The organism is Mycobacterium triplex, assembly GCF_000689255.1.
GTDB lineage: Bacteria > Actinomycetota > Actinomycetes > Mycobacteriales > Mycobacteriaceae > Mycobacterium > Mycobacterium triplex.
Window position 1 is genome coordinate 547542 of record NZ_HG964446.1, and the last position, 19233, is coordinate 566774.

Annotated in this window: 18 protein-coding genes; 10 read left to right on the forward strand and 8 right to left on the reverse strand. The window is 65.6% G+C overall.

Annotation, left to right across the window (positions count from 1 at the left end):
* Positions 1-623 precede the first annotated feature (623 nt).
* Together BN973_RS30270 and BN973_RS02485 are read left to right on the forward strand one after the other, a co-directional pair.
* Positions 624-1217, forward strand: coding sequence for a DUF4262 domain-containing protein (locus BN973_RS30270; RefSeq protein ID WP_084163275.1), 594 nt, complete (start codon positions 624-626; stop codon positions 1215-1217).
* A gap of 12 nt (positions 1218-1229) precedes the next feature.
* Positions 1230-2093 (forward strand): acyl-CoA thioesterase, encoded by an 864-nt coding sequence (locus BN973_RS02485; RefSeq protein ID WP_036465682.1) that lies wholly within the window; start codon positions 1230-1232, stop codon positions 2091-2093.
* Between the two features lie 13 nt (positions 2094-2106).
* Here the strand turns inward: BN973_RS02485 and BN973_RS02490 are convergent, their stop codons facing one another.
* From BN973_RS02490 to BN973_RS02500, 3 genes are read right to left on the reverse strand one after another with little or no spacing between them, the layout of a single operon-like run.
* On the reverse strand, positions 2107-3393 hold the full coding sequence (locus BN973_RS02490) for a ComEC/Rec2 family competence protein (RefSeq protein WP_036465684.1): 1287 nt from the start codon (positions 3391-3393) through the stop codon (positions 2107-2109).
* 11 nt (positions 3394-3404) lie between these two features.
* Positions 3405-5333: a S8 family peptidase gene (locus tag BN973_RS29825; protein ID WP_051641088.1), complete on the reverse strand. Its 1929-nt coding sequence runs from the start codon at positions 5331-5333 to the stop codon at positions 3405-3407.
* Positions 5330-6493, reverse strand: a complete 1164-nt coding sequence (locus BN973_RS02500; RefSeq protein WP_036465686.1) for a patatin-like phospholipase family protein — start codon at positions 6491-6493, stop codon at positions 5330-5332. The genes BN973_RS29825 and BN973_RS02500 overlap by 4 nt, the downstream gene beginning before the upstream one ends.
* A 543-nt stretch (positions 6494-7036) precedes the next feature.
* On the opposite strand from BN973_RS02500, the gene cax reads away from it, so the two are divergent.
* The 5 genes from cax to BN973_RS02530 all read left to right on the forward strand — a co-directional run bounded on the left by cax (position 7037) and on the right by BN973_RS02530 (position 12187).
* Positions 7037-8116: a calcium/proton exchanger gene (gene cax / locus BN973_RS02510; RefSeq protein WP_036465689.1), complete on the forward strand. Its 1080-nt coding sequence runs from the start codon at positions 7037-7039 to the stop codon at positions 8114-8116.
* A gap of 59 nt (positions 8117-8175) precedes the next feature.
* Positions 8176-9171 carry a glycoside hydrolase family 6 protein gene (locus BN973_RS02515; protein WP_036465690.1) on the forward strand — a complete coding sequence of 332 codons (996 nt, stop codon included), beginning with the start codon at positions 8176-8178 and terminating at the stop codon, positions 9169-9171.
* 58 nt (positions 9172-9229) lie between these two features.
* Positions 9230-10888 (forward strand): CocE/NonD family hydrolase, encoded by a 1659-nt coding sequence (locus BN973_RS02520; RefSeq protein WP_036465691.1) that lies wholly within the window; start codon positions 9230-9232, stop codon positions 10886-10888.
* A 104-nt stretch (positions 10889-10992) separates the two neighbouring features.
* Complete coding sequence (locus BN973_RS02525; RefSeq protein WP_051641089.1) at positions 10993-11847, forward strand: transglutaminase-like domain-containing protein; 855 nt, start codon at positions 10993-10995, stop codon at positions 11845-11847.
* Positions 11848-11866: 19 nt separating this feature from the next.
* Positions 11867-12187, forward strand: coding sequence for a DUF1330 domain-containing protein (locus tag BN973_RS02530; RefSeq protein ID WP_036465692.1), 321 nt, complete (start codon positions 11867-11869; stop codon positions 12185-12187).
* Between the two features lie 2 nt (positions 12188-12189).
* On the opposite strand, the gene BN973_RS02535 is transcribed toward BN973_RS02530, so the two are convergent.
* From BN973_RS02535 to BN973_RS02545, 3 genes are read right to left on the reverse strand one after another with little or no spacing between them, the layout of a single operon-like run.
* A complete protein-coding gene (locus tag BN973_RS02535) occupies positions 12190-13017 on the reverse strand; it encodes a mycofactocin-coupled SDR family oxidoreductase (RefSeq protein ID WP_036465693.1) in 828 nt (275 codons plus the stop codon).
* Entirely contained in the window at positions 13014-14588 is a 1575-nt protein-coding gene (locus BN973_RS02540) for a flavin-containing monooxygenase (protein ID WP_036465695.1), read from the reverse strand. Before BN973_RS02540 ends, BN973_RS02535 begins: the two co-directional genes overlap by 4 nt.
* Positions 14581-15183: a TetR/AcrR family transcriptional regulator gene (locus BN973_RS02545; protein ID WP_036465697.1), complete on the reverse strand. Its 603-nt coding sequence runs from the start codon at positions 15181-15183 to the stop codon at positions 14581-14583. Before BN973_RS02545 ends, BN973_RS02540 begins: the two co-directional genes overlap by 8 nt.
* A gap of 128 nt (positions 15184-15311) precedes the next feature.
* On the opposite strand from BN973_RS02545, the gene BN973_RS31335 reads away from it, so the two are divergent.
* Both BN973_RS31335 and BN973_RS02550 read left to right on the forward strand, forming a co-directional pair.
* The gene (locus tag BN973_RS31335) at positions 15312-15485 is read left to right on the forward strand and encodes a hypothetical protein (protein WP_169718265.1); all 174 of its coding nucleotides are present in this window, start codon (positions 15312-15314) and stop codon (positions 15483-15485) included.
* Positions 15486-15612: 127 nt separating this feature from the next.
* A complete protein-coding gene (locus BN973_RS02550; RefSeq protein WP_139830360.1) occupies positions 15613-15960 on the forward strand; it encodes a hypothetical protein in 348 nt (115 codons plus the stop codon).
* A gap of 4 nt (positions 15961-15964) precedes the next feature.
* Here BN973_RS02550 and BN973_RS02555 read toward each other — a convergent pair whose 3' ends face one another.
* Together BN973_RS02555 and BN973_RS02560 are read right to left on the reverse strand one after the other, a co-directional pair.
* Positions 15965-17299, reverse strand: a complete 1335-nt coding sequence (locus BN973_RS02555; protein ID WP_036465699.1) for a cytochrome P450 — start codon at positions 17297-17299, stop codon at positions 15965-15967.
* Positions 17300-17411: 112 nt separating this feature from the next.
* Positions 17412-17987: a TetR/AcrR family transcriptional regulator gene (locus BN973_RS02560; protein WP_084163276.1), complete on the reverse strand. Its 576-nt coding sequence runs from the start codon at positions 17985-17987 to the stop codon at positions 17412-17414.
* Between the two features lie 196 nt (positions 17988-18183).
* Here BN973_RS02560 and BN973_RS02565 point away from each other — a divergent pair, with 196 nt between their 5' ends.
* Positions 18184-19227, forward strand: a complete 1044-nt coding sequence (locus BN973_RS02565) for a ketopantoate reductase family protein (RefSeq protein WP_036465703.1) — start codon at positions 18184-18186, stop codon at positions 19225-19227.
* Positions 19228-19233: the final 6 nt, after the last annotated feature.

A 19233-nucleotide genomic window follows, 5' to 3' on the forward strand; every position in this document is an offset into this window, starting at 1 on the left:
TGATGCCGTGCAAGATTGCTTGGAGCCCGAATTGGTTTTCGCCAGCATGGCTTCGACCAGAACCTAAACGGCTTCCATTCAGCTGTGGCGGCAAGCATCCGCTCAGTACATGGCCACTACTGGGCGAACGACATGCGAGGCCACAAGGGTGCATTCGAGGTCGTCTAGTTTCACACGGTCGTGCGGGCCGCGATGCTGGTCCATAAACGACCCGATGACCCAACACCACCCCGTCCGGGCTGAGTGGTCGACCGGCCAACGCCGACAGCCTGAATCACTGGCGACCGCCGAGTCGCTGACCAGTGCTTTTGCAGCGAAGCTTAACAAGCTTCTGCGACACGCCGACGTTTCGTCAAAGTAGCCAGGCGTGTCTTGTCAATGTTCGCTGCATCTCGACTCGAGCGCTGCGCCGGCGATGACTGGTCAAGATGCAGGTGAATCTGATGACGGTGGAGAGATTGCACCAGCAGCGTTTTGCGCTGATCATGACCGCGACGGCACCTAGGTGCGAGGACCGAGACTATGCCGGGGAGTGGTCAAGACGAGCGTGGCCAGGTCGGGTGGAGGTTCTTGTCGGAGGGTGCGTGCATGCTGGTGCGCAACCACTACGAGAGGGAGCTGCGATGTGCTGGCAATGCGACAATCCAAGCGCCACAACCGAGGACTACCTGGACGTACTGCGTGCAACCATCCGCGAACACGGTTGGGCGGTTCAGTACGTCGAGAGCGATAACAGGCCCTTCGCCTACACGGTCGGGTTACACAGTAGGGGGTTACCCGAACTGTTGCTGACGGGTCTGCCCGCCGACACGAGCTGTCGCGTCCTCAATTCCATTGCTCACATGATCGTCGACGACGGTACGGTGCTCGCACCGACAATGCATATCGACTACCAAGACAGATTTCTTGTCGAAGTGGTCGAGGTCGAGCATCCGGATGTCCACTTGAAGTTCGCGGTCGGGCTCTTCGGCCCACGTGTCCGTGCCCTGCAATTGGTGTGGGCTGACGACAAGGGCCGTTGGCCTTGGGATGCGAGGTGGGGGCATGGCCGTCGTCGGCAGCCGGTGCTCGGCGTCCGTGCGGACCCCCAGGCGCGGCCGCCTAGAGGTGCTCGGACGGCCGATCACGGCATGGCAGCTCACGGCGGATCAATTCACATCGGCTCACATCGCTCTCCTGGTGGACGCCCCGGGCCGCTGCCTCGGCTGACCGGCTGACAAGATTTTCGAGTGAGTTACCCCTGGCCGACCCTGGCCGATGTCATCGACACGCTCAATGTTGCTCGCGCTGACGAGCACCACTTCGTCGCCACTCAATTGGACAACCCGAGCCACCACATCGTGGGGGGCCATATTGCCGCCCAGTCCTTAATGGCGGCGAGCCTCACCGCGCCGGGCCGCACGGCGCACAGCGTGCACGTCTACTACGTGCGAGCCGGCGATGCCCGCAAGCCCGTCGACCTCCACGTCGACGTGGCGCGTGACGGTGGCACGTTGTCCACCCGCAAGATCACGGCCCGCCAGGACGGGCAGATCCTGCTCGAAGCGCTCGCGTCGTTCAACGTGCCATTCGATTCGCTCGATTACCAACAGCCGATGCCCGACATCGCCGGTCCCGATTCGCTTGCGCCGATGCACGAGCAGCTGGCCGCGTACGCGGACGAACTGGACGGTCACTGGGTCGCACCTCGGCCTTTCGAGCTGCGCTACGTCGACCCCCCGCCACGGCTTGCCATCGACCTGCGCGAGCCGTCGTCACGGCTCCGAATGTGGTGGCGGGCCAACGGATCTGTTCCGGATGACGAGGTGCTGCACAGCTGCCTGCTGACCTATCTCTCCGGAACCACGATGGTGGAGCCCGCACTCGTCATGCGGCGGGCCACGCCCGTCAGCACGTTCAACGCCCTCATCGACCACGCACTGTGGTTTCACCGGCCGGTCGACCTGACGGACTGGGTCCTCTCGGATCAGATGTCGACCAGCGGTGTAGCGGGCCGGGGGCTGACGACCTCGACGATGTACAACCGCAAGGGCCAAATGGTCTGCGTCGCAACCCAAGAGCTCTACTTCGGCCGCGATTCCGCAGGGGACTAGACGCGTTCGACGGTTACGGCGTGGCCAGCAGATCGATGCGGTGCCTGGGTAGATCGCCCTGCAGTGGCACGACCCGCGCCGCCATGTCGGGGTGCTTCTTGAAGAACGCGACCAGACCCTGTTTGGGGGCCGACCAATTGGGCCCGGGATCGCGGCCCTGGCTCCTGGCCCGTTTCTGCTTGATCTCCCAGTCCCTCTTGCGCAGCGCGTCGATGTCTTTGATCTCGTAGGTCAAATAGATCTGGTAGTCCTCGTCGGGCCGGACGGCGTTGCGTGCCTGGCGCAGCAGGTCCAGCGTTTCCCGCTCGGGATTGCCGTGCTCACCGTTTCCGGAGAACACGTAGTGATCGGCGGTGACGCGCTCGAAAAAGTCTCGCGTGACATTGTTGTCGCTGCCGTGGTGCTGTCCCTTCAGCACATCGACGTGCATTCTGTCGCCCAGACCGACGAGCCGCATCCCCGCGAGGATCTTGTCGCCACGGGCGTCGCCGGTGAACAGGATCGTCTTTCCACCCAGTTCGGCGAGCACCACAATGCTGGACAGATTGGGCACCGACTCGTCGACGTAGGCTGCCAGCGCGGCGGACGGTGGCTTCGGGCGCTTCTTTTGTTCCTCCAACCACTTTCGGTGCGCCTCTTGTAACGCCTTGACTTCTGGGAGCATCGGCCCGATAACGCTCAACTTCAGGCCGCCTTCCATCTCGATCGCCGTGCCGCCGTCCTCGGCGACGATCAGCCCGCCCTCGCCGTCGTTGACCTGGATCTGCAGCACCTCGGCGTTGCCGGCCAGGTCAATGCCCTGCTCGATGCCGGCGAGCACCATCAGCGCGTCGTTGAATGTGGTGGCGTCGACCTTCGCGTCGTCGGGCACCAGGTCGATGGGGATGTCCCCGGTCAGCGACGCCGTTCCATAGCCGTTGGTGGTGGCCTTCTTCAGCTCGGCGGCATCATTGCCGATGATTTTGTCAAAAGTGTTGTGGAACAACCGCTGTGGCTTTACGAACCTGTTGGCGGGCAGCGCTCTGAGCTCCTCGGTCAGTCGCACCAGTCCGTTGGCGTGGTCGTCGTCCACGTGGCTGAGCATGACCCAGTCCAATACCATCGGTTCGTCGTCGGACACGCCCTTCTCGGCGCGCAGCTGCTTCAGCCGCGGCCCGAGGTGGTTTGCGTAGACGCCGCTGGGGCCTCCGTCGATCAGCGCCAGCTTCTGCCTCTTGCTCGCCTTCGGCCCGAACCGAAGCAGTAGGCAGTCGCCCTTCTTGGCGGGCAGAACTTCAAGACTGAAAACGTTGTTGACCATGTGAATTCACCTCATTGACTCTGTAGTGCACGAAGGACATCGAGTAGGCCGTGGCCCTGAAAGTTGCGCTCTCGTCCGAGATCGGTCGCTGTCTCGCAGAGAATCTTCTTGATCTTGTCGGGTTGTCCGACCAGTTCTGGATAGCGAGCCATCAGCAGTGCCGCAGCGCCGCTCACGTGAGGTGCGGCCATGCTGGTGCCGTCCAGATAGCCCCAATCGTCGTCCAGCACCGAGGAGTAGATGCGCTCGCCAGGGGCGACGAGATCGGGCTTGAGACGGCCGTCGCCGGTGGGACCGCGGCTCGAGAAGTAGCTCACGCCGTAGGTGAAAGGCTTGTAGTGGTGCGTGGATCCCACCGTGATCACGCGGTCCGCATTGCCCGGGTCGGTGATGCTGAACGCCAGATAGTTATTGAATGGCTGGTCGTTGACCACAATGTTCTGGTAGCCGAAGTTTCCGGCCGCCGCAACGACGACCACCCCGCTGTCGACGAGTCGTTCGGCCTCCATGCAGACCGGCGTTGCTCCGCAGGCGTAATTGCGCACGTCGTGCTCGATCGAAAGGCTCATGTTTACACCCTGGATCTGCATGTCGCCCGCTAATTCGTTTGTGCGCCGGACGAATTGCAGCGCGGCGATCACCGCCAGCTCGGTGTCCTCTTTGTCGGATCCGATGATGCGCAAGTCGTACAGACCGATACCCGGGCACATGCCGGTGACCAGCTTTTGGCCAGTTTCGTCGACCGAGGCGGCGATGATGCCGGCGACGTGAGTGCCGTGATCGCTGGACGGCCGTGGTGGAGGTGTGTCGCCGTCGCCGAGTTCCAGGAACTCCTTGATCAAGTCATACCGCATCGGCTCACGTCTGCATGCGGCCTTGGCGATCTGTTTGAGCTTGCGGTCTGCGCCGGACGGGAGCGTGTTGCCCCGAGCCGCCTCGATCGTCGCGAGATTGCGCTTGCGAACGACGTCGTCGACGTTGCTGAGGTTGACGACCTCGCGGTAGTAGGTGAAGTCATACGTCTTACGGATCGGGTGCTGACCAAACGCGCCGTGCTGTGTGTAGATCCCGGAATCGATTACCGCCCAGGTGATCCCGCTGCCGTCGAGTTCGAACAGCCGTCGGGCCGCGTCCGCCTTCACGGTGGGCACCGACTTCATGATCGCCGTGGAGGCCGGCCGGTTTCGGGAGATCTGCCAGACCTTCGCCTCCTTTGCCGGGGACATGTCCGTGGAGATCAGATCGACCACCAGCTCGCGCAACTCGTCCCTGCTGGTGTCGACCAGCAGCCCTTGGTCCTTGCGCTGAATCCTGGTCAAATTGGCTTGCGCCATCGGCTTGCGGTCCGTCTCCTCCGGGGGCCGCTGCACCATCAAGACCAGGGTGCACAACGCGACGAAGCGCTCGAATGCGGTGCGCCGGTTACGGATCCCGGCGGTGGGATCGTTGACCAAGTCGTCGACGAACGAGGGCCCCTTGTTCCATGCGTCGACCAGGACCCGCACATCGTCGAGCGTCTGGGTGATGCGGTCGGATCCGCTTTCGGCCGCGGATTCCCCGGAGTTCAGCCACGCGTCGAATTCGTTGCGCGTCCGCGGATCGAGCCACCACTGGGTCATCGGGATCAACACCCGTATCACTTCGTCGAAGTAGAGGCGGGCGGCCACATAGTTCTGCACCGGAGCGACCCTCGGGTCGTCGTCGTGCGCGATACCGCTGCGGATCTTTTGTAGTTGACTGAAGATTTCGGCAGCCAGGTCGTTGGCCGTGGTGCCCTTGTGCGACGTGATGAGCAGATCGACCGGTTTACTCAGGTCTTGCACGTAGGCGGTCCACACATCGCCCAGGATCGGTGAGCCCTGCAGGTGCCGACGGCCGGGGCCGGTGCCAACCAGGATGTAATCGACCAACTTTCGGGAGATTGACGTTTCCTCGGTCATGTCAACGCCTCGTTCGGGTAGGGCAGTTCGGTCTTGGTGGGATCGGTGAGTTCACCGGACAGGTGCGTCCGCAAGCCGGCGTCGCAGATGGTGTAGCCCCAGTTGATCAGGCGCTCTTGATCGGCGTCGGACAGCGGCGCAAGCCTCGTTTTCAGCTCGGCGAGTTCGCGCGTGCGCTCGGGGTTGGCCGGCAGTATTGCCCCGCCGTATTTCGCGACCTGGCTGCGGATGCCGATGTACATGCCCTGCCGCAGACCGGATTTGAAGGAGCCGATCACCTGGCGCTTGCGCAGCGCGCGGACTTGGTTCTGGATGAGGTCGAGCACTCGAGTGCTCTGCCGGAGCGGGTCGGTCGCGGGATCCGCGTCGTCGGCGACTTGGCCGCCGGCGTCGCTGACGATGATCGACCGGTACCTCTTCCACGCGGTTTCCAGGCCGAGGTTGTCGTATACGCCGCCGTCGGTCACCTGGATCTCGTCGCGGAAGCCGGGCTGGGTAAGCGTGTTGCCCTGCTCGTCGATCCAGCTCCGGCCCTTGAGGTGCAGCGTGCAGGGCGATAGCACGGGCGGAAAGGCCGACGACGCGGCAACCGCGACCGCCAGCGGCAGGTCGGGATTGAGGATTCGGCCCACCCGGTAGTCGGCGAGGTAGGGCTTGCTGAACCGCAGCAGCACGCCGGACTCCAGGTTGGTGGAGTTGAACACGAACCGCGGCGTGTCCGGCAGATCCTGCAGGCTGGTGTCCTCGAAGAGGTGCTTGCGATAGGCCGCGGCGACACGATCGGCGGCCGAATCGCCGAAAGGCAGTATTCCCCCGAGAACCGCCTTCACGTCGAGAGCGGTTTGGCTCATCCGCCGTACGGGTTTGACGAGCAGGTCTTCCAAGTTGGCGGCGACCTGCCCCGCGCCCCACGCCAGCTGCTTCCAGTTCTTGGCCAGGACGCCGGCGGTGATCGAACCGCCCGAGACGCTGGAGATGCGATCGAGTTTCGCCAGTAGGCCGACCTCGTTGAGTCGCCAGAGCACTCCGACGTGGAAGACCATCGCCCGGTAGCCGCCGCCGGACAGGCAAAGCGCCAGGCCGTCTTCCGGCAGCAGGCCGTGGTCCTCCGGTGTGTTGCGCACCGGGGTGATCAATTCGTCCGACGTGGGACTGGTCATTCCCGCTCCCAATTGTCCACGGCCAACAAGGCATTGGGGAGCGCACCATCGCGAAACACGCGATCCTCGGTGGCTCCGCCGTCCAGAGCTGAGGGTGTTGTTCGTACCGGTATCGACGACGCTATTTCCGAGGACCGCGCTTGCGCACGAGTAGTCGACTACTCGTCTTGGGTTGCGGCGCCGCGACTAATCACATATCGCGCCCATCCACAGCGCGGTACGCGTCGCCGGGCCCGCCACCGTCGCAACGCCGATCACGATGTCGCGTGCTCCGAACAAGCGAGTCACATAGCGTGAATCCGCGTCGTCCCCGGCGCCCGGGATCTGCCCGTGTCGCGCGAAAGCGGTCGGCCAAAAGTAACCGGCCAATCCGCCTGCCGTTCGGAAGCTTCCGATGATCAATGCAAGCGAACGGGGTGACATCCACACTCCTCGACGCGACGGTTCGTGATCGGCTGATGCAGTCCCCATTGTTGTCGGATCCGGCCGATGGTCAATGTTGCGGCACGACGCGCGGTGCCACGACCCATTAAGGTTGGGCCCATGTCGGCCGCCGCAACGCCCGTACTGGTCCGGTCCGATCGAATCTTGTTGCTCCTCTCGGTGGCGTTGACGCTGTGCGCCGGATTCGCCCATTACGGCGGTTGGAACTCGGTGCTCACGTTCATCGTCGCGGCCGCGGCGGTCGGCGTTCTGGCGGCGGTGGTAGGCCACAGCGTCGATCAGCTCGGCGACCGCTTCGGAGCCGGCGCCACCGGCGTGCTCCAGTCAGCGCTCGGCAATCTCCCCGAGCTTTTCATCTGCCTGTTCAGTCTTCGGCACGGCCTGGTCGACGTGGTCCGTGCCGCGCTGGTCGGGTCCATCTTGGCCAACCTCCTGCTGGTGCTGGGACTCGCATTCGTGGCCGGCGGACTGCGTCACGGCCCCCAGCAACTCGGCTCGAACCGGGCGCGCACCGTGACGGTGCTGATGTTGCTGTCGGTCACCGCGCTGTCGATCCCGTCGGTCGCCTACTGGATCCACACCCCGGCGTCCCACCACGAGGATGCGCTGTCGATCGTCGTCTCGGTGCTGTTGCTGGGCCTGTTCGCGCTGTCCCTGCCGGCCTCGCTGCGCCGCGACGACCACGAGGTCGAATCCGCCGGATTTCACGAGCACCCGCGCTGGCCGGTCTGGCTCGCGATCGGGATGCTGGCCGCCGCCGGCGTCCTGGCGGCCTTCGTGTCGGAGTGGTTCGTCGACGCGCTGCAGCCGGCGATGCACGCGCTCAATATCTCCGAGGTGTTCGCCGGGCTGGTCGTGGTGGCGATCGCCGGCAACGCGGTGGAGAACTTCGTCGGCATTCAGCTGGCTGCCAAGGGACAGTCCGCGTACGCGTTCTCGGTCGTCCTCAATTCGCCACTTCAGATCTCGCTGGTGCTAGGGCCGGTGCTGGTGCTCGTCTCGCAGTTCGCCGGCATGGCCGGGCTGACCCTGGTCTTCAGTCCGATGTTGGTGGTGGCGCTGCTGCTCGCGGTCGTGCTCACCGCATTCATCTCGTTCGACGGCGAATCGACCTGGCTCGAAGGCGCGACCCTAGTAGTGCTCTACGGGATCATCGCCGCGTCGTTCTGGTGGGGCTGAGCCGATCGATTCTTGGGCCGGTTGCGCGCTCGATGCCTTGACACACTAATTTCCCTGGTGTGATCTCCTCAGCTGCGCGCGCCTTGGCGCGGTGGATTGCTCCCTGTGTGACCATTGCGGCCGTCGCCTGCATCGGTATTTTGGCCAGCCCAGCGCACGTCCCGACGGTGCGCTTGACCAGCGACGGGAACCCGTTGGCCGGCGCGCCGTTCTACGTCAATCCCACGTCGGCGGCCATGCGCGCCGCGCAGAGCGCCGACCCGCCGAGTCCCCAGCTGACCGCCATCGCCAACACCCCGCAGGCGTACTGGATCGTCCCGGGCGGTTCGGCGGGCACGGTCGGAAAGTACGTGGGCGACGCGAATGCCGCCGGTGCCATCCCGGTGCTGTCGATCTATGGAATCCCGCACCGCGACTGTGGCAGCTTCGCTGCCGGCGGTCTCGGGTCGGGCGCCGACTACCGAGGCTGGATCGACGGCATCGCTGCCGGCATAGGTGCCTCGCGCGTGGCGATCGTCGTCGAACCCGACGCGCTCGCGATGGCCGATTGTTTGTCGGGTGACGCGCGCCAGGAACGCTTCGACCTGATCCGCTACGCCGTCGACACGCTGACCCGGGATCCGAACGCGGCCGTCTATGTCGATGCGGGGCACCTGCGCTGGCACAGTGCCGAGGACATGGCCGCCCGACTCAACCAGGCCGGCGTCGGCCACGCGCGGGGGTTCAGTGTCAACACTGCGAACTTCTTCACCACCGAGGACGAAATCGGTTATGGCGAAGCGATTTCGGGGCTCACGAATGGTTCGCACTACGTGATCGACACGTCGCGCAACGGTGCGGGACCGGCGCCCGACGCCGAACTCAACTGGTGCAATCCCAGCGGCCGGGCGCTGGGCACGCCGCCCACCGCGAACACCGCGGGCGCGCACGCCGACGCCTACCTGTGGATCAAGCGTCCCGGCGAATCCGACGGATCGTGCGGCAAGGGTGACCCGCCGGCGGGCACCTTCGTGACGCAGTACGCGATCGACCTGGCCAGCAGGGCGGCCCAGTAGTCGGGACCGGTTCATCGGGTGACGACTGGCGGGCATTCGCAGGCGATCGGGAAATACCATGACAGACAATCTAATTCGTGGAGATCCATCGCTACCCCGCTCGGCGCGAATGCAGGTCGTCGATCGCGCGATGACCCGCATGCTCGGCTTGCCGCCGGCAACGACCGACTACTCGCTGCGCAAAGACGTGCCCGTGCCGATGCGCGACGGCGTCGTCCTGCGCGCCGACCACTACGTGCCACGCACCGCGACACCGGCCGGCACGCTACTGCTGCGCAGCCCCTACGGCCGCGGCGTACCGCTGTCCTGGATATACGCCCAGGCGTATGCGCAACGCGGCTATCACGTCGTATTGCAAAGTGTGCGAGGGACATTCGGCTCCGGCGGCGTGTTCGAGCCGGCCACAAACGAGGTCGAAGACGGGGCCGACACCGTGGCATGGCTGCGGGGCGAGCCCTGGTTCACCGGCACCTTCGCCACGCTCGGCCAGTCGTATCTGGGCTTCACGCAGTGGGCGCTGCTCGTCGACCCGCCCCCGGAGCTGGTCACGGCCGTCATCATCGTCGGACCCCACGAGTCCAAGTCGCTCATCGCGCGCAACGGCGGACTCGCATTGAACAACGTGCTGTGGTGGTGCGCCCAAGTCGCCAATCAAGAGGTCGGTGGCGCCGCGCGAAAGACGCTGCGCCAATTCACTTCCGAGCGCGGAGTGCGGCTTGCGGCAAATCGTCTGCCCCTGGGCCGCAGCGGACGGGACCTGCTCGGGCCGGGAGCGACATGGTACGAAGACGCACTGGAACACAGTAGCGTCGGCGATGAGTTCTGGCGGCGCGCGGACGTCGAGGCCGCCCCGGACCGCACCAACATTCCGGTGTTGCTGATCGGCGGGTGGCAAGACCTTTTCCTAAGCCAGACGCTCGAGCAGTACCGGCGGCTGAAGGCCAACGGCTCAAATCCCGCGCTGCACATCGGTGCGTGGACTCACCTTCAGATGCTGGGCAAGGCGGCGGGCTTGATCACGCGCGAGACGCTGCCCTGGCTGGCGCGGCATCTCGGCAGCGTGACGTCGGCGGAGCGAAGCCCCGTCCGAATCTTCGTGACGGGCGGCCCGGGCTGGCGCGAGCTACCGGACTGGCCGCCCGCCAGCCAATCCCGCACCCTCTATCTCAATGCGGGGGGCGCACTGTCGGAGGAAGCGCCCGCCGAAGACGGGTCGCGGTCGTGCTTCACCTACGACCCGGCCGATCCCACTCCGACCATCGGCGGGCCGTTGCTGTCGGCTTCCAACGCCGGTTATCGCGACGACACCGCCCTGAGCGTCCGAGACGACGTGATCACCTTCACCACAACGCGGTTGACGCGCGACTGGGAGGTAATCGGAACACCATCGGTGGAACTCGAACATTCCACCGACAACCCGCACGCTGACGTCTTCGTCCGGCTCAGCGAAGTCGACTCGCGCGGCCGCTCGCGCAATGTCTCCGAAGGTTTCCTCCGGCGCGCCGACCAAGACGCAACCGTGCGAATCGTTTTGGATGCCATCGCACACCGCTTCCGTGCCGGGACGAGGATCAGACTGATGATCGCCGGCGGCTCGCACCCGCATTACGCCCGCAACCTCGGGACGGGTGAACCCCCGCTGACCGCGTCCGCCATGAAGCCGTCGCGCCACACTGTCGCCCACGGAGCATCGCGGCTGACTCTGCCGGTCGTCTAGATCGACGGGCGGACGCGGCAGTAGTGCGGTAGAAAGTGCGTACACGAAAGCCCTGCCAAGCAGCGAGCGGGAGTCGGCTGGCCTAGACGAAAGGGCTTGATCGCATGCCTGCATTCAGGCGCCGCGGCGCACCGCAAGACGGCAGCACGACCGACGCTTGCCGCAGCGTCGGCGTGGAAATGGAACTCGAGGTCACCGAACCGACGGTGCTGGATTTTCAGGTCGCGATCAGCCGCCAGCCGGGCATCGACGTGAGCGAAACGCTCACGATCAAACGAAACGGCAAGGCCGTCCAACCGCGCGAGATCATCGGCGCGCACCGCTCGCGCATCCACGTCGTGGCCGCCGACAAAGGAACGGTGACCTTGTCGTACTCGGCGACGGTCGCCGGTGAGGCCGACCCCGAGCCGGTCAGCGACATCGACGCCATCAAGTATCTGCGCCCGAGCAGATACGCCGAAGCCGACAAGTTCTTCGGATTCGCCGCGACGGAATTCCAGCAATACGGCACGTCGGCCGCGTTGCTCGAGAAGGTCTCGTCGTGGGTCGGTACTCGGCTGAACTATGTCCCGGGATCCAGCGATCCGATCGACGGCGCCGCCGATACCCTGCTCGCGGGTGCGGGCGTGTGTCGCGACTACGCCCATCTGGTCATCGCGCTGCTGCGCGCCGTGAACGTCCCGGCCCGATTGGCGGCGGTGTATGCGCCCGGATGTCAGCCGATGGATTTTCACGCGGTGGCCGAGGCGCTGATCGACGGCGTGTGGCGAGTCGTCGACGCCACGTGCCTGGCGCCCCGGCAATCGATGGTCCGCATCGCCACCGGGCGCGATGCCGCCGACACCGCGTTCCTCGACAACCATGGCGGCGCCATCACGTTGCAGAACATGACCGTCAGCGCGGTTGTCGACGGAGAGCTGCCCAAGGACTCCGTCGATCAACTCGTCAGCCTGCGGTAGCGGCGTAACGTCGGCGAACATGACCGTTTATGCGTTGAACCTCTTCGACATCGCCGATGCGGACGAATACCGCGCGTACTCACGACGTTCACCGGCGGAGGTGGCCAAGCACGGTGGCCGTGTCGTCGCGCTCGGAAGTTTCCAGGACGCGATTGTCGGCGACATCGAACCGCGTCGGGTGCTGATCCTCGTGGAGTGGGAATCGCGCGAGGCCTTCGACAGCTACTGCAACGACCCGGAACTGGCCGACCTGCACCCGCATCGCGAGAACGGATCATCGGGATACATCTGGCACCTGTTCGACCGTCTCGACGATCTCAGGCCGGTATTGAGTCGATAGTCTCAGATCTTGAGATAGCCCTTGTCGGCCGGGATTTGGGCGGCGGTGACCAACGAGGACGCATCGCTGGCGAGCCACACCACGATGTCGGAAATCAGGTCGGGGGCCGCCAGCGAATCGGTCGGCAGCGCGCCCGGCGAGAAGCTGTGGATGTAGTGCGGGTGGTCCTGAAAGACCTGATACATCGACAGGTCGTTGCCCATCGGGGTGTCGGTGCCGTAGGGGTGCACCGAGTTGACGCGGATACCGAATTCTCCGAGTTCGACCGCCAACGAGTTGGTGAGCCCGACGACCCCGAATTTGGTTGCGCAGTAATGTCCGCAGCCCGGCACGGCCTTGATGCCCGCCGCGGAGCTGATGTTGATGATCGAACCGCCATTGCCGGCGTCGATCATCGCCGGCACCACCGATTTCATGGTGTTCCACAGCCCGGTGAGGTTGGTGTCGAGGGTCTCCTGCCACTGCTGCGCCGAAATCTCCCACACCCGGCCCCAATTCAGCACCCCGGCGTTGGCCACGACGATATCCAGCCGCCCGAACTGTTCGACCGCATTCGACACGACCCGCTGCTGGCCGGCCAGATCGCGAACGTCGACCTCGCCGGCCAGTATCTTGCGGCCCTCGCCCTCGACCAGGCTGACCGTCTCGGCGAGGTCTTCGGGCGTCGCCGGGGGATAGCCGTTGTGTTCGGCGACCGGTGCGCACGCGTCGATCGCGACGATGTCGGCGCCGGCCCGGGCCAACCGGATGCAGTGCGAGCGGCCCTGTCCGCGGGCCGCTCCCGTCACGAAGGCGACCTTCCCGACTAACGGGGTGGCGGTGTCGGTCATGCCGTGAGCTCCTCTGCTTGCGGCGCCGGCTGCTGAACGGCGGGGTGGGTGCGAAAGTCGTAGTCCGTCAGCGGCGATCGTCGGCTGAACCGCCGCGACGCGGTGATGGTCTGCGGGCGGTGATAGACCGTGTCGCGCTGTGAGTTGACGAAGTAGGTGGACAGACCGGGGTTGCATGCCGTCAGGTACAGGTGAACGGCTTTGCCCTGCCGGTGCATCCGATCGTTCCAGCGTTCGAACGCCGACTCGCTGACCGCGACGGACGTCGCGCCGCGCCGTCGGACCTCGTCGATCATCCGCACGGCATGGGCCGCCATCGTCTCGACGAAGTCGGGCCAGGCGAATCCGACGAAACCCAGTGGGCCGACGATCTCCCACCGGTTGGGCAGCCGCGGGTGCGCCGTCCCGGAGTAGCTGCGCAACCCCTCGGCGCGGTAATACTGCGCGAGGTCAAAGCCGTTGTCGCCCAGGATGGTTCCGGGTCGGTAGGTCTCGGGATCGGTCCACAGCTCGTAGCCGGTGGCCAGCACGATCAGGTCGGCCGGACGCTCGGTGCCGTCGGTGGTGCGGATGCCGGTGCGGGTGATGCGCTCGATCGGGGTGGTGACCAGCTGGGTGCCCAAGTGGTTGAACACCGGCAGGAAGTTGCTGGAGATGACCGGGCGCTTTGCGAGTAGGCCATAACGCGGAACCAGCGCCCGGCGCGTCTGTGGATCTTCGACGACTGCGCGCAGCAGCAATCGATACAGCAGCCGACACCAGCCGTCGTAGAGCGGCATGAGACGCGTGAGTGCTCGGTCCGGCAGCAGCGGCAGCAGGTGCATCAGCGGTGCGAGCATGAAAGCGTCCATGCTGGCCCGGCCCAGGGCGTTGACGGCGCCGACCATGCCGGGCAACCGCAACAGCCGGCGCATCCACGACGGGATGTCGAAGTCGATCTTGGGCAGCACCCACGCCGGGGTGCGCTGATAGACAACGAGACTGGCGGCTCGGCTGGATAGCGCCCCGGCGATCTGGACTCCACTGGACCCGGTGCCGACGATGGCGATGTGTTTACCCGCGGTGTCGTAGTCGTCATCCCAGGCGTTGGGCCGCAGGATGGTTCCGGTGAAATCGTCGAGGCCGTCGATGTCGGTCACGTTCTTGGCGTTGACATAACCGCCCACCGAGTTGATCAGGAAGCGCGCCGAAACCGCGGGCTGGTCCCTGATGCTCAGGTGCCACAGACTGGCCGACGCGTCCCACTTCTGTTGGACTACTTCGGCATTGGCGCGCAGGTGTTTGTAAAGCTTGAAGCGGGTCGCGGTGTCGCGCAGATACTGGTAGATCTCGGGACCGGGTGCAAAGAATCGCGTCCAATTGGGATTGGGCGCAAAGGACAACTGGTACCACAGCACCGGGATGTCCACGGCCAGGCCGGGGTAGTGGTTGTCCCGCCAGGTGCCGCCGAAGTCGGGTCCGCGTTCCAGTATGACGAAGTCGGTGATGCCCTTGTCGCGCAATAACTTCGCCGCCGCGATCCCACCCGGTCCGGCGCCGATGATCGCCACTTCGTGGTCGGGTTCAGCCACGGTCGGCTCCGGCCAGACCGGCGACGATGTGATCGCAGACGTACCGGCGCACGGCACGCGGATTGTCGAGGTTGACCGCGATGGGCGGGATCAACTCGAAACTGAACAGCATTCGCACGATCCATTCACTAGCACGCGCCGCGTCGACCGACGGGCCGACTTCTCCGGTGCGCTGGGCGGCTTTGACCAAGGGCTTCCACAATTCGATGGAGCGGCGCATCAGCTCGTCGCCGCCGTGATCCAACAGCAGGACCAGGATGCCGCGATCGAGGCCGCGCGGCATCGACTGCGAGCGTTGACGATGCGCACAAATCAGTACCGCGACCGCCGCCGCTTGCTCGGCCAGGGTGGCTTCCTTGGCGACCTCGACGGCCATGGTCTCGATGAAGCCGGCGGCCAACTGGTTGAGCGCGGTGGCAATCGCGTTGTCGCGGGTGCCCAACAAATTGTGGACGGTGCCACGCGACACGCCGGCGGCTTCGGCCACCGCCGTCAAGCTGAAGCGCCGGGGTCCCAGCTGGCGCAGCGTGTCGGAGGCGGCGGCCAACAACGCGTTCGGCACCTGCCTGGTGTCTCGCGCGGCATCGACGGGCACTTGAACACATTAACGATATGTGTTCAAAGCGGTCAATAGGCCGCCGAACGGAGAGCCTTGAAATCAATGGTTTGACCAGCCCTCGAGCGAGTATTTCCACGGAGCCACTGTCGAGAAGGGGGCCGGAGATGACGACGGTAGAGCACGGTCGCACGCGGTGCCCACGATGCGCGGCATTCGCCGAGTACCGGTTCCTGGAAGTCGGCAAGACCGAACTCAAGTACGAAGTGTGCTGCGGTACCTGCGGCCACGTGCACTCCGAGGTGACCCTCCTCACGGCTAGCCCGGCAACCGCTGCCTGAAGGCTTTCATAAGCGGTGTGTATCGGGCCATAGCAACCCGATCTTGGACAGCTCTGCGCGCTCACGGCGACGCTAAAAGTCGAAGGGCGAGTTAGGTATTCGCCCCTATAGCGTCAGGAGCGAGAGCATGGGCACCCCGTTACCACGAGTGCATTACCAGGGTCGAGGATTCGCACGGCGGGTGTGGTTGCTCGCGGCCGTCGGTGTCGCGACCGCGGCGGTCGTCATGGCCGCGACCGGCACCCGCCGGTCAGTGCGGCTGACTTCGGCGGACTCGGTTCCCGTCACGGGCGCCGTCTCGGTCACGCCCGCGCCGGGTTGGAGCGGCGCGGGACCCATTCCCGTCATCGGCACCTTCAACGAACTGTTGAACACCTCGACGCGGCAGACGGCATTCGTCAACTTCAGGCAGAACGACAACGCGACCCTACAGGTTGACAACGACGGCGGAGCGATGATCAGTTCAATGCTCTGACAACCTATTTGGTACGCCGGTGGGCAATGATACGGGCGCCATGGGATGGGACGTAGACGACGTGGCGGGCGCGGGCAGTCTCGGGCCGGCGACGGCCGGGCGTGAGGCGGTAGTTGAGCAGGACCTCACGAAGGATCGCGGTGGACTCCATCATCGCGAATCCGCCACCGAGACAACGTCGTACGCCGGCACCGAACGGCAACCAGTTCCAGGCCGTGGCCGAGCCGTCGAAGAATCGCTCGGGACGAAAGACGTGCGGATCGGCGTGCTGCAACGGATCGGACTGCACCGGGCCGATACCGGCGAACACCGTGTAGCCGGCCGGGACACGATAGCCACCCAATTCGACATCGTGGGTGAGTCGACGTGCGACGGCGTAGAACACGGGATGTAGCCGCATCGACTCTTTGATCACGGCTTCGAAATATTTGTCGTCGCCGGAGTCGACGGCGGCAATAGCCTTGTCCTGCAGTGCTTGATCATGCGCGAGGTCGTGCAGGGTCCAGGACAGCGTGATCGCGGTGGTCTCGTGGCCGGCCAGCAGCAGCGTGACCATCTGGTCACGCAGTTCGGCATCCGAGAGCCGGTCACCGTCGACTTGCGTGGCGATCAATTGGGATAACACGTCGCCGCGGTCGGCGGTGTTTCCGGCGCCGCGACGCTCGCGGATCTCGGCGTAGAGCGCGTCGTCGATGCCTTCCCGTAGCTGACGGAAGCGCTTCCAGGGCCCGAACCGCTGCAACTGCGGTACCACCTCGCCCGCGTAAACGGCCATGGATGCGGAGACGAGACGCGAGAACGGAACACGAAGCGCGTCGAGCTGCGGTCCCTGTCTGAGACCCAGGACCACGCGCAGCATCATCTCCAACGTCACGGCGTTCATCCGGGGCTGCGCGGCGAACGGGGTGCCGATTGGCCACCGCCGCATTTCCTTGGCGGCCAGCTCGTTCATCATGTCCCGATAGCCGCGCAGCGCGGCGCCGTTGAAGGGCGGCACCAGCAGTTTGCGGAGCCGTTGGTGCGCGGCCTCGTCGGTGGTCACCACCGAGCGCTCACCCATCACGTTGCGGATCCCCTGGATTCGTCCCTCGCCCGCGTGGAAGGTTGTCGGCTCGCCGCCCAGCACCGACCGATTGAGCTCCGGGCTGCACACCAGCACGGAGGGGCGGCCCAGCACGGAGACCGCGATGACGTCGCCGTAGCGCTTGCGCAACCACGGCGTGATCCGGTCCCGATGCGAGAACAGTGCGGTCTGCACCGCGCCGGGGACTCGCGGACCGGGCGGTAACGGCAGCCGCGCCAGACGGTCGTCGGTCGCGGTTGGCGTCGTCTGGCTCATGTCAACGCGCCCACATGGTGCGGAACATAAGCGCCTCCTCGGGGCTTTCGACGCCAGCTCAGCCTACCGAGGATCCGCCCGTTGCGAATCTCGAGACGACAACGCCCGGGCCTCAGTGCGGTTCGGCAAGCCTGGCCATCTCGGCGAACATCGATTCGCGCAGTTGCTCCCGGGTCAGATCCTCAAGTCCGGTCGCCGAGCGCACGAACGGCTCGAACAGTTGCCAACCCAACAACAGGGCGATCGCGTTCGCGGCTCCCAGTCGGGCGCTCGCTTCGCTCTCGTGCTCGGGTCGGATCCCCTCCAGCAACCTGGCGGCGGCGGGAAAGCTGGACTGCAGTTTGCCGGCCGGGAACCCGTCGAGCAGCGCTCGGGCGATGACCCGCAAATGTCGCGAGGTGGCCACCTCGACCTCTTCCTGGGACGCCACGCCGTCGGTCAACTTGGTCAGCTTGGCCGCCAGGTCGTCGAGGACGGCGGCGACGAGCTTCTCCTTCGTCCCGAAATGGCGAAACACCAGTCCGTGGTTGACGTGAGCCCTGGCGGCGATGTCGCGAATCGACGCCGCGGCCGGGCCGCGCTCGGCGAACATCTCGGCGGCGCTGTCCAGGATCGCGGCGGTCACCTCGTCGCGGCCGGTCGGGACGGATTCTTGCGCCGAACCGGGGCTTGCGCTGCGTGTAGTCACGTGTCTACACTACATTGTAGTCACGTGACTACAGACCTGGGATCGCACGGAAAAGCGGGCTTCCTCCAGGGGTTGCTGGTCGAGGGGTGCCAGCAACCTCCCGAGGAGGCCCGCTTTCGCGTGCCCACCCATTTCCAAGGGAGCCGACGTAACCTCGCGCAAGAAACGCGCGGAGCCGACGGAAGGTGGGGCCCGATTGTCTGCACGAGTTGACCACCGATACGTGATCGTCGGCGCCGGCGCTATCGGCGGGACCGTGGGCGGGGTGCTGGCCCGCGCCGGCACTCCCACGGTGTTGGTTGCGCGCGGTCGCCATGCCGAAGTGCTGGCCACCGAGGGCATCACCATGCGGACGCCCGACGGAACCTTTCGCGCCGCGGTCACCACGGCCTCGCGGCCCGAGGACGTTCGGTTGACCGATCGCGACGTCCTGGTATTCGCGACCAAGACCCAACAGCTCGATGCGGCGTTGCAGGACCGGGTGGACCAACGCGTCCACGGCCCGGACGGCGTGCTGGGCAGCGCCGGCGAGCACCTGCCGGCCATGACCGCCCTCAATGGCGTTGCCGCAGAAGAGAAAGCGTTGCGCTACTTTCGGCGGGTCTTCGGGATCTGCGTGTGGCTGCCGGCCGTGCATCTGGAACCGGGTGAGGTCGTCGTGCGGGCCTGGCCGGTGGTCGGGCAGTTCCACATCGCGCGGTGGCCGGCGGCACTGCGCACGCGAGACGACGCCGAGTTGTTGGCGGGGCTCGCGGAATCCTGGACCGCGGCGGGGGTTCGGGTGCGTACGCCCGACGACGTCGCCCCGTGGAAGTACAACAAGCTGCTGAGCAACCTCGGCAACGCCGTGGGTGCCCTCACCGGCGACGCGGCGGGCGCGGTGGTGGAAGCGGTGCGGCGCGAAGGCGAAAATGTGTTGCGGCACGCGGGGATCGAGTTCATCTCATTCGAGGTTTCGACGGCCGCCCGCGCGGACGGACCGACGATACGGCCGGTGCCGGGAACCGCTGCCGGGCCGAGCAATTCCACCTGGCAATCGCTGACCCGCCAGACCGGCAATGTGGAGACCGACTTCCTCAACGGCGAGATCGTCCGGCTGGCTCACCGGCACGGCATCGCGGCGCCGCTGAACGCCGCGTTGGCCCGCGCCGCCCGGGCAGCAGTGCACAGTGCCCACGGCCCGGGGCGTTATTCGGCCAAGCAGCTGGCCCACCTGGTGGGAGTCGAGGCCACCGCCTGACGGCCG

Excerpts from the sequence above, each read along its gene's own strand:
- BN973_RS30270 (WP_084163275.1), top strand. The coding sequence starts at position 624 with ATGTGCTGGCAATGCGACAATCCAAGCGCCACAACCGAGGACTACCTG.
- BN973_RS02490 (WP_036465684.1), bottom strand. The coding sequence starts at position 3,393 with ATGGTCAACAACGTTTTCAGTCTTGAAGTTCTGCCCGCCAAGAAGGGC.
- BN973_RS29825 (WP_051641088.1), bottom strand. The coding sequence starts at position 5,333 with ATGACCGAGGAAACGTCAATCTCCCGAAAGTTGGTCGATTACATCCTG.
- BN973_RS02500 (WP_036465686.1), bottom strand. The coding sequence starts at position 6,493 with ATGACCAGTCCCACGTCGGACGAATTGATCACCCCGGTGCGCAACACA.
- cax (WP_036465689.1), top strand. The coding sequence starts at position 7,037 with ATGTCGGCCGCCGCAACGCCCGTACTGGTCCGGTCCGATCGAATCTTG.
- BN973_RS02520 (WP_036465691.1), top strand. The coding sequence starts at position 9,230 with ATGACAGACAATCTAATTCGTGGAGATCCATCGCTACCCCGCTCGGCG.
- BN973_RS02525 (WP_051641089.1), top strand. The coding sequence starts at position 10,993 with ATGCCTGCATTCAGGCGCCGCGGCGCACCGCAAGACGGCAGCACGACC.
- BN973_RS02530 (WP_036465692.1), top strand. The coding sequence starts at position 11,867 with ATGACCGTTTATGCGTTGAACCTCTTCGACATCGCCGATGCGGACGAA.
- BN973_RS02535 (WP_036465693.1), bottom strand. The coding sequence starts at position 13,017 with ATGACCGACACCGCCACCCCGTTAGTCGGGAAGGTCGCCTTCGTGACG.
- BN973_RS31335 (WP_169718265.1), top strand. The coding sequence starts at position 15,312 with ATGACGACGGTAGAGCACGGTCGCACGCGGTGCCCACGATGCGCGGCA.
- BN973_RS02550 (WP_139830360.1), top strand. The coding sequence starts at position 15,613 with ATGGGCACCCCGTTACCACGAGTGCATTACCAGGGTCGAGGATTCGCA.
- BN973_RS02555 (WP_036465699.1), bottom strand. The coding sequence starts at position 17,299 with ATGAGCCAGACGACGCCAACCGCGACCGACGACCGTCTGGCGCGGCTG.